General features: G+C 59.8%; 13 protein-coding genes and 2 tRNA genes. 12 read left to right on the plus strand and 3 right to left on the minus strand.

Annotation, left to right across the window (positions count from 1 at the left end):
- Positions 1-118 precede the first annotated feature (118 nt).
- Positions 119-958, minus strand: a complete 840-nt coding sequence (locus AC3YUO_RS10455) for a helix-turn-helix domain-containing protein (RefSeq protein WP_489962979.1) — start codon at positions 956-958, stop codon at positions 119-121.
- Positions 959-1,249: 291 nt separating this feature from the next.
- On the opposite strand from AC3YUO_RS10455, the gene AC3YUO_RS10460 reads away from it, so the two are divergent.
- From AC3YUO_RS10460 to AC3YUO_RS10510, 11 genes are all read left to right on the plus strand, one after another.
- Positions 1,250-2,347, plus strand: a complete 1,098-nt coding sequence (locus AC3YUO_RS10460; protein ID WP_118644922.1) for a CoA transferase subunit A — start codon at positions 1,250-1,252, stop codon at positions 2,345-2,347.
- A 21-nt stretch (positions 2,348-2,368) separates the two neighbouring features.
- Positions 2,369-3,172 carry a glutaconate CoA-transferase subunit B gene (gene gctB / locus AC3YUO_RS10465; RefSeq protein ID WP_489962980.1) on the plus strand — a complete coding sequence of 268 codons (804 nt, stop codon included), beginning with the start codon at positions 2,369-2,371 and terminating at the stop codon, positions 3,170-3,172.
- 64 nt (positions 3,173-3,236) lie between these two features.
- Positions 3,237-4,985 carry an acyl-CoA carboxylase subunit beta gene (locus AC3YUO_RS10470; protein ID WP_489963024.1) on the plus strand — a complete coding sequence of 583 codons (1,749 nt, stop codon included), beginning with the start codon at positions 3,237-3,239 and terminating at the stop codon, positions 4,983-4,985.
- A 223-nt stretch (positions 4,986-5,208) separates the two neighbouring features.
- The gene (locus tag AC3YUO_RS10475; protein WP_489962981.1) at positions 5,209-6,459 is read left to right on the plus strand and encodes a sodium/glutamate symporter; all 1,251 of its coding nucleotides are present in this window, start codon (positions 5,209-5,211) and stop codon (positions 6,457-6,459) included.
- A gap of 76 nt (positions 6,460-6,535) precedes the next feature.
- Positions 6,536-7,330 carry a (R)-2-hydroxyglutaryl-CoA dehydratase activase HgdC gene (gene hgdC / locus AC3YUO_RS10480; protein ID WP_489962982.1) on the plus strand — a complete coding sequence of 265 codons (795 nt, stop codon included), beginning with the start codon at positions 6,536-6,538 and terminating at the stop codon, positions 7,328-7,330.
- 54 nt (positions 7,331-7,384) lie between these two features.
- Complete coding sequence (gene hgdA / locus AC3YUO_RS10485; RefSeq protein WP_489962983.1) at positions 7,385-8,848, plus strand: (R)-2-hydroxyglutaryl-CoA dehydratase subunit alpha; 1,464 nt, start codon at positions 7,385-7,387, stop codon at positions 8,846-8,848.
- Complete coding sequence (gene hgdB, locus AC3YUO_RS10490) at positions 8,845-9,981, plus strand: (R)-2-hydroxyglutaryl-CoA dehydratase subunit beta (protein ID WP_489962984.1); 1,137 nt, start codon at positions 8,845-8,847, stop codon at positions 9,979-9,981. Before hgdA ends, hgdB begins: the two co-directional genes overlap by 4 nt.
- A gap of 210 nt (positions 9,982-10,191) precedes the next feature.
- Positions 10,192-10,608 (plus strand): biotin/lipoyl-containing protein, encoded by a 417-nt coding sequence (locus tag AC3YUO_RS10495; protein WP_489962985.1) that lies wholly within the window; start codon positions 10,192-10,194, stop codon positions 10,606-10,608.
- A gap of 16 nt (positions 10,609-10,624) precedes the next feature.
- Positions 10,625-11,290, plus strand: a complete 666-nt coding sequence (locus tag AC3YUO_RS10500) for an OadG family transporter subunit (RefSeq protein ID WP_489962986.1) — start codon at positions 10,625-10,627, stop codon at positions 11,288-11,290.
- A 14-nt stretch (positions 11,291-11,304) separates the two neighbouring features.
- Complete coding sequence (locus AC3YUO_RS10505) at positions 11,305-12,474, plus strand: sodium ion-translocating decarboxylase subunit beta (protein WP_489962987.1); 1,170 nt, start codon at positions 11,305-11,307, stop codon at positions 12,472-12,474.
- A 235-nt stretch (positions 12,475-12,709) separates the two neighbouring features.
- A complete protein-coding gene (locus AC3YUO_RS10510; protein WP_489962988.1) occupies positions 12,710-13,474 on the plus strand; it encodes a peptidoglycan recognition protein family protein in 765 nt (254 codons plus the stop codon).
- Positions 13,475-13,609: 135 nt separating this feature from the next.
- Here AC3YUO_RS10510 and AC3YUO_RS10515 read toward each other — a convergent pair.
- Together AC3YUO_RS10515 and AC3YUO_RS10520 are read right to left on the minus strand one after the other, a co-directional pair.
- Positions 13,610-13,701, minus strand: a tRNA-Ser gene (locus AC3YUO_RS10515).
- Between the two features lie 36 nt (positions 13,702-13,737).
- Positions 13,738-13,824, minus strand: a tRNA-Ser gene (locus tag AC3YUO_RS10520).
- Positions 13,825-14,208: 384 nt separating this feature from the next.
- On the opposite strand from AC3YUO_RS10520, the gene AC3YUO_RS10525 reads away from it, so the two are divergent.
- Positions 14,209-14,643, plus strand: a complete 435-nt coding sequence (locus AC3YUO_RS10525; RefSeq protein ID WP_489962989.1) for a DUF3887 domain-containing protein — start codon at positions 14,209-14,211, stop codon at positions 14,641-14,643.
- Positions 14,644-14,679 lie beyond the last annotated feature (36 nt).

Consider the following 14,679-nt stretch of genomic DNA (forward strand, 5'->3'; position numbering starts at 1 on the left):
GCGGCTGAAACAGCGAAATCTGTATAGGAAATTTCCACAAAACAGATGGGGAGAGGCGGATTTGCAGATCTTGACCTGAAAATCTGCAAAAATTGGGATGAAATGCGGGAAAACGGGGTTAGCGCAGGTTCTCTTTCAGAAGAATCTGGTCGCTGGACTGGTATTCCTTGGCATACCGTCCCGGGGTGAGGCCGGTGAGGTGGCCGAAGGTGCGGATGAAGTGGGAGTTGTCGGAGAACCCGGCCAGCTCTCCTGCCTGCTGGACGCTGACTCCTTCCTGGAGGAGCTGCCGCGCCTTGAGCACCCGGCTGTAAATGATGTACTCCATGACGGAGAAGCCGGTGGCCGATTTGAAGATACGGCACAGGTAGTGCTTGCTGATGAAAAAGCGGCTGGCGATGTGGTCCAGGGAGAGGGGCTCGGACAGGTTGTCCCGGATGTAGTCCAGAATGGGGGCGACCCGGAGAAAGTCCTTGTTGCGGATGGGCTCGCCGGCGGTGGCGGCGTGAAGGGTGGGGGCCACCCGGACCAGCAGGTTGAGCAGCGCAATGGTCTGATTGATGTCACTGCCGAAGGATCCGTCGTTTTTATTGCGCTCCAGGGCCTGAAACAGCTCAATAATCTCCGTCATTTCCTCCACATTCAGGGGAACCCGCCGGAAGGAGTCCTGGGCCACCTGGGTGAAGTCGGTCTGGGGAGTGGAGAGCTGGGAGAGGGCCTTGCGGCTGATGTGCAGGACGTACCGGGCGTGGAAGCCGGTGGCGATGGTGCGGTGCAGGGTGTTTTCACCGATGAGGTACAGCGTGCCCCGGCGCAAAGGATAGACCTGGTCGTTGACAAAAATGTTGCCCGGACTGGTCAGGGGAAGGAGCAGCTCGAAGTGGTCGTGAAAGTGGAGGCGGCTCATGCTCCAGGTCTCATTGTGGTTGAGCTGAAGATGGAATTCTACATTGGTCATAGGGCAACCTCCGTCAATCGGCAGAATGGGGTGGAGCGGAGCGATAAGGGAGAAAAGCCAGAAACGCCAGTGGTTTCCCCACTTTTCGGAAGAAAGCCTCCTTTTTTTCCACTTGCTGGCATTATACCATGGGAGGAGAAGATATGCAAATTTTTTGCTAAATTACAAATAGACCCTCTGTTGATATTATGGTAAAATATATCCGTTAAAGAGCGCGCTGCGCTTTTGGAACCTTGAAAATCAAAACAAGGATAAAAGAGACAAAAACTTTTTGTAAATGGGGGTTTTACCATGAACAAAGTGTATTCCTTGCATGACGCGGTGGCGAAGTTCGTCGAGAGCGGCGACTGCATCTCCTTCGGCGGCTTCACCACCAACCGCAAGCCTTATGCGGCCGTGTCCGAGATCCTGCGCCAGGGCCAGAAGGACTTTACCGTCTGGGCCGGTCCTGCCGGCGGCGACTGGGATATGCTCATCGGCGAGGGCCGCGTCAAGGCCTACATCAACTGCTACACCGCCAACTCCGGCTACACCAACGTGTCTCGCCGCTTCCGTGCCGCCATCGAGAAGGGCGAGCTCATCTATGAGGACTATTCCCAGGACGTCCTGATGCTGCAGCTTCACGCCGCTTCTCTGGGCCTGCCCTTCCTGCCTGTGCGCCTGATGCAGGGCTCCGGCCTTGTGAAGTACTGGGGCATCAGCGAGGAGCAGCGCAAGACCCTGGACAAGGTGGACGACCTGAAGTGCGTGGAGGTTGAGAATCCCTTCAACCCCGGCGAGAAGGTCATTGCCGTTCCCGTGCCCAAGCTGGACACCGCCATCATCCACGTGCAGAAGGCCTCTCCCGACGGCACCTGCATCATCGAGGGCGATGAGTTCCACGATGTTGACATCGCCGTGGCCGCCCGCAAGGTCATCGTCACCTGCGAGGACCTGGTGAGCGACGAGTACATCCGCCGCGACCCCACCCTGACCCGCATCTTCGGCCAGTGCGTGGACGCCGTGGTCCACTGCCCCTACGGCGCCTGGCCCTCCCAGTGCTACAACTACTACGACAACGACTCCCACGCCCTGAAGGAGTACGACAAGGCCTCCAAGTATCAGGACGCCGAGGACGCCAAGGCCCAGCTGGCCAAGGCCGCTGCCAAGGCCGAGAAGGCTGCCGCCGCCAAGCCCGAGGACGAGAAGCTGGCTGACGCCGCTGCCCGCGCCAAGAAGGCCGCTGAGGACGCTGCCGCCGGCACCGTCATTCCCGAGACCTTCAAGGATTACCTGGACAAGTGGGTTTACAGCGTGAAGGATCACGAGGAGCTGCTGGACAAGGTGGGCGGTTCCCGTCTCATGCGTCTGAAGAATGAGCCCCACCTGGGCTACTCCACCAGACACTAAGAAGCAGGGAGGAGAATTAAAATGTCTGACTATACGAAGTATACCAAGCAGGAAATGCAGGCCTATGCCATTGCCAAGAACATTAAGGAGAACCAGATTGTCATCGTGGGTACCGGTCTTCCTCTGATCGGCGCCTCCCTGGCCAAGCGGGCGGTCTGCCCCTCCTGCCATCCCATCGTGGAGAGCGGCCTGATGGACTGCTCCCCTGTGGAGGTGCCCCGCTCCGTGGGCGACAACCGCTTCATGGCTCATTGCGCCGTGCAGTGGCCCAACATCCGCTTCATCGGCTTTGAGGCCAACGAGTGGCTCCACGATGCCGACCGCCTGGTGGCCTTCATTGGCGGCGCCCAGATCGACCCCTACGGCAACGTGAACTCCACCTGCATCTACGGCAAGGGCGACTATGTCAAGCCCCAGACCCGCTTCACCGGTTCCGGCGGCGCCAACGGCATCGCCACCTACTGCAACACCATCATCATGATGCAGCACCAGAAGCGCCGCTTCATGGAGCAGATCGACTACATCACCTCCTGCGGCTGGATGGACGGCCCCGGCGGCCGTGAGCGCGCCGGCCTGCCCGGCAACCGCGGTCCCCAGATGGTGGTTACCGACCTGGGCATCATGAAGTTCGACGAAGAGACCAAGCGGATGTATCTGGCCTACTACTATCCGTTCTCCACTCCCGAGATGGTTCAGGAGAACACCGGCTTCGAGATCGACGTGTCCCGCGCCCAGCTGATGGAGGGCCCCTCTCCCGACATCATCAAGCTCATCCGCGAGGAGATCGACCCCGGTCAGGCCTTCATCAAGGTTCCCAAGGACTGAGCTGAGCAGTCTGACGCCGAAACCAACATAAGATTAGGAGGAATTGACATTGGGTAACTATTCCATGCCCCGCTATTTCCAGAATATGCCCGTGGTGGGCAAGCCCGTGCGTCCCAACGCCGAGAACGTGGAAGAGCTGCGGGCCATTGAGGACGATATTCACGCTCACATTGTAGACGCCCTGTCCGCCGGCAAGCCCGACGAGGCCATGAACGAGAAGGGCCAGCTCACTGCCATGCAGCGCATCAGCCTGCTGGTGGACGCCGGCACCTGGTGCCCCCTGAACAGCCTCTACAACCCCGAGCACAACAAGAACGGCTCCACCTCCATCGTCAAGGGCCTGGGCCGCGTCAACGGCAAGTGGTGTGTCATCATCGCTTCCGACAACAAGAAGCACGCCGGCACCTGGGTGCCCGGCCAGGCGGACAACCTGCTGCGCGGCAGCGACACCGCCAAGCGTCTGCGCATTCCCCTCATCTACCTGCTGGAGTGTGCCGGCGTGGAGCTGGACCAGCAGGAGAAGGTGTACCCCAACCGTCGCGGCGGCGGCACTCCCTTCTACCGCAACTCTGAGCTCAACCAGATGGGCATTCCCGTCATCGTGGGCATCCACGGCACCAACCCCGCCGGCGGCGGCTACCACTCCATCAGCCCCACCGTGCTGATTGCCCATGAGAAGGCCAACATGGCCGTGGGCGGCGCCGGCATCGTGGGCGGCATGAACCCCAAGCCCCACGTGGACATGGAGGCCGCTCTGGCTCAGATCGAGGCCACCAAGGGCCTGCGTGCCGCACCTCCGGGATCCGTCTCCGTCCACTTCGGTCAGACCGGCTTCTTCCGTGAGGTCTACACCACCCAGGAGGGCGTCATCGAGGGCATCAAGAAGTATGTGGATATGCTGCCCTCCTACGACCTGGAGTTCTTCCGTGTGGACACTCCCCAGTCTCCCGCCATGTCCGACGTGGAGCTCTACGACCTGGTGCTCAACAACAAGAACCGTCCCTACGACATGTACTCCGTCATCGGCCGCCTCTTCGACGGCAGCCAGTTCATGGAGTACAAGAAGGGCTATGGCCCCGAGATGATCACCGGCCTTGCCAAGGTGGACGGCCTTCTGGTGGGCGTGGTTGCCAACCAGCAGGGCGTGTTCCCCAACTACCCCGAGTACAAGATGGAGAAGTACGGCCAGTCCATGGGCGCCGGCGGCAAGCTCTATCGCCAGGGCCTCATTAAGATGAATGAGTTTGTTACCCTGTGTGCCCGCGACCGCATCCCCATGATCTGGATTCAGGATACCACCGGCATCGACGTGGGCGATGACGCCGAGGTCGCCGAGCTGCTGGGTCTGGGCCAGTCCCTCATCTACTCCATCCAGAACAGCAAGCTGCCCATGATGGAGATCACCCTGCGCCGCGGCACCGCCGCTGCCCACTATGTGCTGGGCGGTCCTCAGGGCAACGATAACAACGCCTTCTCTCTGGGCACTGCTGCCACTGAGATCAACGTCATGAACGGCAAGACCGCTGCCAACGCCATGTATACCGGCCGTCTGGCCAAGGATCAGAAGGCGGGCAAGGATCTCCAGCCCACCATCGACAAGATGAACGCCCTGATCGACGACTACGACGTCAAGTCCAAGCCTCTGTTCTGCGCCCAGGCCGGTCTGGTGGACGAGGTGGTGGATATGCCCATGATGCGTAACTACATCGTGGCCTTCACCGATGCCTGCTACCAGAACCCCGAGAGTATCTGCCCCTTCCATCAGATGCTGCTGCCTCGGACCATCAAGGACTACGACACCTTTAAGAAGTAAATGGCAATCTTCTCCGGCGGAGTGACCCTCCGCCGGAGGAAAATTACCAGCAAAACGACGAAAGCACCCCAGCGCTTGGGGTGCAAGGAAAGTTTGCGGAGACAGACCGCGCCGGAGGGCCGGATAAAGGGGTAAAAATGCCTTAGGGTTGGAACTTTTTACATTGACAAAATACGGGAAAGTTTGCTATATAGTACTGTATTTTGGAAAGGAGAAGACCCCTATGGCAGAAAAAATCTTATCCTATTTTGGTACCTACACACCGGCAGCTGATGGTGCGGCCGCATCCTTCAAGGTAGAGTACCTGACCTCTCTGGGCATTGCGGCTCTGGTGATTTTCCTGGGCCACGCCCTGGTCAGCCACAGCAAGCTTCTGAAAAAGTTTGCCATCCCCGCCCCGGTGGTGTCCGGTCTGCTGGTGGCCATCGTCATCGCCATCATCAAGGGCAGCGGCATCCTGGCTATCCAGTTTGACGTATCCACCATTCAGGACCTGTGCCAGAACCTGTTCTTCCTGTGCGTGGGCTTCGGCTTCAGCGCCAAGATGCTGAAGCAGGCTGGCGGCAAGCTGGCCATCAAGGTGGCCTTTGCCGCCTGCCTGCTCATCACCCTGCAGGACGTCATCGGCGTGCTGGTGGGCAACCTGGTGGGCCTGAATCCCCTGCTGTCCCTGCAGTGCTCCTCCGCGGCCATGTCCGGCGGCGTGGGCACCGCTGCCTCCTTTGGCGACACCTTTGAGTCCTGGGGCGTGGCCGGTGCCAGAGCGGTGGGCGTGACTGCCGGCACCATGGGCAACATCATGGGCTCTCTCATCGGCGGCCCTGTTGCGGCCTACCTCATCTCCCGGCACGGTCTGAAGTCCGATCCCAATGACCGGCCTGAGGCTGAGTCCACCGGAATTGCTCCCACCCTGAATAACAGCCGCATGGTCTCCATGTTTGCCATGCTGCTCCTGCTGGCGGCTCTGGGCATGCCCATCTACTGCCTGCTGGACAATATCCCCAAAATTGAAATGCCCAAGTTTATCGGCTGCCTCTTCGCCGGCGCTATTGGCCGCAACGTGATGGAGGCCGCCAACATCCGCTTCTATACCCCTGAGGTGGACGCCATCGAGCACATGTTCCTGGAGCTGTACCTGGCCCTGGTTCTGATGACCATCGACATCACCGCTCTGCTGTCCGTGGCTGGTCAGATGGGCATCATCCTGCTGGTTCAGGCGGTGCTGATGGCTGTGTTCGCCATCTTCATCTCCTACAACCTCTTCGGCCGGGACTACGGTGCGGCGGTCATGGCTGCGGGCAACTGCGGCTGGGGCTGCGGCTCCGGACCCAACGCGGTGGCCAATGAGAAGGCCGTTATGGACGCCTATGGCTATCACCATGTGGCGTGGGTCTTCTACCCCGCCTTCGCCGTCATCATTGATGACATCTACAATCCCCTGTTCCTGTCCTTTTTCGGCGGCCTGTTCCGGTAAAACAGGCCCCGTCGGGACACAATCCGGGGCGTCTCCGGCGCCCTGAGACCTTCAAAAGATGGAGAGACATGAACGTATGAGCATTTATACCTTAGGAATCGACATCGGTTCCACCGCCTCGAAATGTGTGATGCTGGCCGACGGCAAGGAAATCGTCAGCAAGTCCCTGGTATCCGTGGGCGCCGGCACCAGCGGCCCTCAGCGGGCCATTGCCCAGGTGCTGGAGGGAGCCGGTAAGACCAAGGAGGACATGTCCTTCATCCTGGCTACCGGCTACGGCCGCAACTCCATGCTGGAGCTGGCCGATCAGCAGATGAGCGAGCTCAGCTGCCACGCCAAGGGAGCCAGCTTCCTGTTCCCCGATGTCCACACCGTCATTGACATCGGCGGACAGGATGTGAAGATTCTTCAGATTGAAAACGGCGTGATGACCAACTTTGTGATGAACGACAAGTGCGCCGCCGGCACCGGCCGGTTCCTGGACGTCATGGCCCGGGTACTGGAGGTAAAGGTGGAGGACCTGGGCACCCTGGGCGCCCAGTCCACCAAAAACGTGGAGATCAGCTCCACCTGCACCGTCTTCGCCGAGAGCGAGGTCATCAGCCAGCTGTCCCAGGACACCGACAAACGGGACATCATCAACGGAATCCACCACTCCGTGGCCAGCCGGGTCGCCGGCCTGGCCCACCGGGTGGGGGTACGTGACCAGGTGGTCATGACCGGCGGCGTGGCACAGAACACCGGTGTGGTGAAGGCTCTGGAGGAGGAGCTGGGCCACATCATCTATACCTCCCCCCTGACCCAGTACAATGGGGCCCTGGGGGCGGCATTGTTCGCCTATCAGAAGTATCAAAAGGAGCATAAGGACTAATCGGTCCGCAGCGCTCCAAGCAATTTTTTGAACATTAGTAGGGAGGAAACTACAATGGCTAAAACGGTAAGTCCCGGCGTCCAGGCCCTGCGCAAGGTCGTTGAGGATGTTTATGCTGATGCCCGTAAGGCCCACGCCGAGGGCAAGCTGGTGGGCTGGTCCAGCTCCAAGTTCCCCTGTGAGCTGGCTGAGGCCTTTGACCTGAACGTCATGTACCCCGAGAACCAGGCCGCCGGCATCGCCGCCAACCGGGACGGCGAGATTATGTGTAAGGCTGCCGAGGACCTGGGCTTTGACAACGATATCTGCGGCTACGCCCGCATCAGCCTGGCCTATGCCGCCGGCAAGCGTGCGTCCCGGAAGTTCGACCCCGAGACCCTGGAGTTCATCATCGATCCCAACAGCGGCAAGCCCCTGAAGGACGAGAACGGCAAGGTCATCATCGATCCCGAGACCGGCAAGCCCAAGAAGGATCCCAAGACCATGCAGCCCTACACCGTGCTGGATGACATCTATGAGATCGAGGCTCTGCCCGAGACCACCGAGAAGGAGATCGCCTACAAGAACTTCCGCCGTGAGGCCATCAAGCCTTACCGCCAGATGCGTATGCCTCAGCCCGACTTCATGCTGTGCTGCAACAACATCTGCAACTGCATGACCAAGTGGTATGAGAACATCGCCCGTATGCGCAACATCCCCCTGATCATGATCGACATCCCCTACAACAACACTGTGGATGTCCATGACACCAACGTGGCCTATGTCCGCGCTCAGTTCGATGCCGCCATCCACCAGCTGGAGGAGCTCACCGGCAAGAAGTTCGACGAGAAGAAGTTTGAGCACGCCTGCGCCAACGCCAACCGCACCGCCAAGGCCTGGCTGCGCGTCTGTGACTACCTGCAGTACAAGCCCGCTCCTTACAGCGGCTTCGATCTGTTCAACCACATGGCCGACGTGGTGACCGCCCGCGGCAAGGTGGCTGCTGCCGAGGCCTTCGAGCTGCTGGAGAAGGACCTGGAGCAGGCCATCAAGGAAGGCACCTCCACCACGCCCTTCCCCGAGAAGTACCGCGTGATGTTCGAGGGCATCCCCTGCTGGCCCAAGCTGCCCAACCTGTTCAAGCCTCTGAAGGAGCACGGCGTCAACGTCACCGCCGTTGTGTACGCTCCCGCCTTCGGCTTCGTGTATAACAACATGGACGAGATGGCCCGCGCCTACTACAAGGCCCCCAACTCCGTGTGTATCGAGCAGGGTGTGGATTGGCGTGAGGGCATCTGCCGGGACAACAAGGTGGACGGCGTGCTGGTCCACTATAACCGTTCCTGCAAGCCCTGGTCCGGCTATATGGCCGAGATGCAGCGCCGCTTCACCGAGGATCTGGGCGTGCCCTGCGCCGGCTTCGACGGCGACCAGGCGGATCCCCGTAACTTTAACGAGGCCCAGTACACCACCCGTGTTCAGGGCCTGGTGGAGGCCATGGAGGCCAATAAGGCGAATAAGGAGGCCGAGGCGAAATGAGCACCGAGGTTATGCTGAACGAGTTTAAGGAAATTTCCGAGCACCCCTACCGGGTACTGACCCAGTACAAGCAGGAGGGGAAGAAGGTTATCGGTGTCCTGCCCTACTACGCTCCTGTGGAGCTGGTCGTCGCCGCCGGTATGGTGCCCATGGGCATCTGGGGCAGCAACAACAAGACCATCTCCATGGCCAAGGAGTACTGCGCCACCTTCTACTGCACCATCGCCCAGCTGGCTCTGGAGATGCTGCTGGATGGTACCCTGGATCAGCTGGACGGCGTTATCACTCCCACCATTTGTGATACCCTGCGTCCCATGAGCCAGAACATCCGCGTGGCCATGAGCAAGAAGCTGCCCTGCATCTTCCTGGCTCATCCCCAGAACCGCCGTCCCTCCTTCGGCCTGCAGTTCACCATGGACCAGTACAACCATGTGAAGGCTGAGCTGGAGAAGATTTCCGGCGCTCCCATCACTGACGAGGCTCTGCGCGGCGCTATCAAGGTCATGAACCGCAACCGCGCTGCCCGCCGCGAGTTCGTCAAGCTGGCCGGCCAGCACCCCGAGGCCATTTCCGCCGTCAACCGCTCCGCCGTTCTGCGCGCCGCCTGGTTCATGGAGCCCGTGGCCTACGCCGAGAAGCTGGAGGCCCTGAATGCGGAGCTGGCTGCTCTGCCCGCCTCCCAGTGGAAGGGCCGCAAGGTGGTTACCTCCGGTATCATCTGCGACAACCCCAAGCTGCTGCAGATCTTTGACGACAACCAGATCGCCATCGTGGCTGACGACGTGGCTCACGAGAGCCGTCCCATCCGCGTGGATGCCGCCGAGACCGGCGATCCCATGATGGCTCTGGCACAGCAGTTTGCCGACCAGGACTACGACGTGCTGCTCTATGATGAGCACTCCAGCAAGAACCGCCGCGCCGACTTCGTGGTGGACATGGTGAAGAAGTCCGGTGCCCAGGGTCTGGTGCTGTTTATGCAGCAGTTCTGCGACCCCGAGGAGATGGAGTATCCTTACCTGAAGAAGGCTCTGGACGACGCCGGTATCCCCCACATCAAGCTGGGCATCGACCAGCAGATGCGGGACTTCGGCCAGGCCAGCACCGCTATCCAGGCCTTCGCCGACGTGCTGTAAGCGCGCGTAAAGTCTGTGTTCAGAAGTGAGGTCGGGGCCTGGCAGAAATCTTGACACTCACTTCAATAAGATGCTATAATACCACTAATTTCGGCATGCCCCCTGTCCTGGGAACAGGGGGCTGCCGAACCGGCTTGCTAGGCGGAGCTAAACCCGGTGATCTGCACCGCTAAGCCAGCGATTACTTTATTGTAAAGGGGAAAAGAAGCTATGAACTACAATGTTACCGTGAACGGCAAGGTTTACAGCGTAAGCGTTGAGAAGATCGGCGCCGCCGCCCCCGCTGCTGCTGCCCCTGTCGCCGCTCCTGTGGCGGCCGCTCCCGTGGCCGCTCCCGCTGCCCCCGCTGCTCCTGCTCCCGCGCCCGCTCCTGCTGCTCCCGCTGCCGCCGCCCCCGCCGCTGTGGCCGCCGGCGAGACTGCCGTGAAGAGCCCCATGCCCGGCAACATCTTTAAGGTGGAGTGCCAGGTCGGTCAGGCCGTGAAGGCCGGCGACGTGCTGGTGGTTCTGGAGGCTATGAAGATGGAGATCGAGGTCTCCGCTCCTGTGGACGGCACCGTCAAGGCCATCTCCGCTGTGGTCGGCACCACCGTCAACACCGACGACCTGCTGGTCACCCTGGGTTAATAGGGGGTCATAGTCTATGCCTGACGTCACGAAAGCAATTCTAGATCCCAATAGCCCGTTAAGCGTGCCTGAAGCCCTGATGGTGGCTGTGTGTGGTCTGGTGATCGTCTTTATGATGCTGGCCATCCTGGCCCTCGTCATCATTGTGATCTCCAAGATCGTGAGCTCCATCGAAGGCGCTAAGAAGCCCGCTGCGGCTTCCGCCCCCAAGGCCGCTCCCAAGCCCGCGGCAGCGCCGGCTCCCGCCGCCCCCGCTGTGGATGAGGGTGAGCTGGTGGCGGTTATGATGTCCGCCATCGCGGAGGAGTCCGGCATGAACCCCAACTCCTTCCGGATTACCAATGTGGCCCCCGTGGCCGCCGCTCCTGTGGCTGCCGCCCCTGTGGCCGCTCCCGCTGCTGCTCCTGCTCCCGCACCCGCCCCTGCTGCTCCCGCCGCTGCCCCCGCCCCCGCCGCTGTGGCTGCCGGCGAGACTGCGGTAAAGAGCCCCATGCCCGGCAACATCTTTAAGGTGGAGTGCCAGGTGGGCCAGGCCGTGAAGGCCGGCGACGTGCTGGTGGTTCTGGAGGCCATGAAGATGGAAATCGAGGTCTCCGCTCCTGTGGACGGCACCGTCAAGTCCGTTTCCGCTGTGGTTGGCACGACTGTCAACACCGATGACCTGCTGGTCACGCTTGGTTGAAAGGAGGGTGAAGTATGGGTTTCTTTGGAGAAGTTTTAAGTGCAATTTTTGGAGGCTCCGGCTTCGCCGCCATTCCTGACGACTGGCGCCAGCTGGTTATGATTGTCATCGCCTGTATCCTGCTTTACATGGGCATCGGCAAGGGCTTTGAGCCCCTGCTGCTGGTCCCCATCGCGTTTGGTATGCTGCTGGCCAACCTGCCCCTCACCGGCCTGCTGAATCCTCCCTCCGGGAGCAGCGTAGGCTTTATGTGGGTGCTCTATCAGGGCGTTGAGTATGCCATTTATCCGTCCATTATCTTTATGGGCATCGGAGCAATGACAGACTTTGGTCCTCTGCTGGCCAACCCCATGTCCCTGCTGCTGGGCGCTGCTGCTCAGCTGGGCATTTTCACCGCGTTCCTGCTGGCTCTGGTTCTGGGCCCCATCACTGGCGGCCTGATTGAGTTCACTCCCGCCCAGGCTGCTGCCATCGGCGTGATCGGCGGCGCGGACGGCCCCACCGCCATCCTGACGGCTTCCAAGCTGGCCTCTGACCTGCTTCCTGCCATCGCCATCGCGGCCTATTCCTACATGGCCCTGATCCCCATGATCCAGCCCCCCATCATGAAGCTGCTCACCACCAAGGAGATGCGCAAGGTCAAGATGACTCAGCTGCGCACCGTCTCCAAGACCGAGAAGATCATCTTCCCCATCGCGGTGACCATCTTCGTCATCCTGCTGGTGCCCGATACCGCTCCTCTGATCGGTATGCTGATGCTGGGTAACCTGTTCCGTGAGTGCGGCGTGACTGACCGTCTGTCCGACACTGCTCAGAACGCTCTGATGAACATTGTTACCATCCCCCTGGGCCTGTCCGTGGGCTGCAAGGCTGTGTATAACAAGTTCCTCACCTTCCAGACCGTGTCCATCATCATCCTGGGCCTGCTGGCCTTCCTGCTGTCCACCGCTGGCGGTGTGCTGCTGGGCGATGTGATGTACTTCCTGACCAAGGGCAAGGTGAACCCCCTCATCGGCTCCGCCGGTGTGTCCGCCGTGCCCATGGCCGCCCGTGTCTCTCAGACCGTCGGCCAGAAGGAGAACCCCTCCAACTTCCTGCTCATGCACGCCATGGGCCCCAACGTGGCCGGTGTTATCGGTTCCGCTGTGGCTGCCGGCTTCATGATCAAGGTGTTCGGTGGCTAATCTCATATCGAGTCCATATTGTGTCCCGGCTTCTCAATTTGAGAAGCCGGGGCCTTTTTTCGCCCAGGGGAGGGGAGACACACCCGCACCGCCTCCGGAATAGACTGTATCAGATGGACTGAGCATCAGCCTGTCCGGGCTATGCAAGTCCATTCCTGGCGTACTCCGCAGCAGAACAGGCCCAAACGGTGAGGCGGAGGAACTGCCAGGGGAAAACGGAAGAGAGGGAGAAAGCATGAACTTACACGTCTGCCTGCTCAAAGAAAACGACTGCTATAAGGCGGGAAAAACCATGGTGCCGAAGGGCGTGATGGTCCACTCTACTGGGGCCAATAACCCCAATCTGCGGCGCTATGTAGGTCCGGACGACGGACTGCTGGGGGAAAGCTCAACGCGGCACTGGAATCAGAGCGGCATCGGGGCCTGCGTCCATGCCTTCATTGGCCGGCAGAAGGACGGCACTGTGGCCGTGTATCAAACGCTGCCCTGGACCATGCGGGGCTGGCACTGTGCCAGCGGACCCAAGGGCAGTGGAAACAACACCCATATTTCCTTTGAGATCTGTGAGGACGACCTGTCAGACGAGCGCTATTTTCGGGAAGTTTACGCCCAGGCGGTGGAGCTGACTGCTTATCTGTGTCAGACCTATCGCCTGGATCCGGAAGCGGATGGAGTCGTCATCTGCCACCAGGAGGGATTTCAGCGGGGCATTGCCAGCAACCATGCCGATGTGCTCCACTGGTTCCCCAAATATGGGAAGAGCATGGATGATTTTCGGGCTGATGTGGCTCAGGCGATGGAGGAAGAGAACGTGACACAAGAGCAATTCAATAAGATGATGGAAACCTATCTGACCAGCCGGACCAAATTGGCCATCAGTGATTGGGCCAAGGAGCCGGTTCAGCAGGCAGTGGCCAAGGGAATTACCGATGGAAAAAGCCCGCAGGGCTTTGCCACCCGGCAGGAAGTGGCGGCCATGATCAATGCCGCATTGAAATAAGAAAAGCGCCGCTGCAAAGGTCGTTAACTTTGCAGCGGCGCTTGTGGAACGTTGGAAAGAGCGGGAGAAAATTTTTCAGAGGAACCGGAATGTAATAAAAAACGTGGCCGCAAAGCGTTAAGCTTTGCGGCCACGTGGCGCAGAAGGGGGGATTCGAACCCCCGCACGGTGTTACCCGCCTACTCCCTTAGCAGGGGAGCCCCTTATAGCCACTTGGGTACTTCTGCATGGCTACAAGCAATTCAGTTTATTCGAGAAAAAAGTGGCGGAGAGAGTGGGATTCGAACCCACGGCTCTTGCGAGTCACCGGTTTTCAAGACCGGCTCCTTAAACCACTCGGACATCTCTCCTCATCTTTTTCAATCAGAGGCGAGAACTATCCTACCATACTTTCTGTTCGATGTCAATAGAAGCTTTGAAATCTCCGGGAAAAATGTGGAGAACGACTTGACAATAGGGGAAAACATGATAAAATGACACAGTAAACGCTGTGACGAAGCCAAGCGCGGCGGCGCTGCCCAAAGCGAGAGGGGATGGTGGGAGCCCTCGGCAGGCAGAACCGCGCAAGCCACTTCTGAGCGGCCCGGGAGGACCGGGACGGCCTGCCCCACGTTATTGGGCTGCTGAAGATGCCCGGATGCACTTGTGTGCGGCGGGATAATCAGGGTGGTACCGTGGAATTTCCGCCCCTGACACTGTCAGGGGCGGTTTTTTGTTTGGAAAAGGAGTGTGACATGAGAACGGCAAGGCGGGTAATCGGAGCGGCGCTGGCGTTGCTTCTGGTATTGGCTCTGGTCGGGTGCAGCGGAAAGCCTCTGCCCGAGGGCATGGATGAGGGGGCCCTGCTGGATGCGGGGCGGGAGATCGTAACCCTGCTCAACGAAGGAGATTACCAGGGAGTCTACGACCGGATGCGGGCCGATGGCCAGGAAGCGAGCACGGTGGATGACGTCCGGGAGGCCATGGAAAATCTGCTGGACGAGGTGGGCCCCTATGTGAAGGAGAACGACACTCTGGCCACTGGACAGACCCTGGACAGCGGCGAGGAGTACGGCACAGCGGTCTTCTATTGCAAGCACGAGAAGAAGAACGTGGTTTACCGGGTGGCCTTCAGTACCGAGATGGAACTGATGGGCTTTACCGTGGGAAAACAGTCCCTGTTTGGATAACAAAATGTATAATACACCAATGATTTTATATGGAGG

The organism is Pseudoflavonifractor sp. HNCC25GI2, assembly GCF_058136395.1.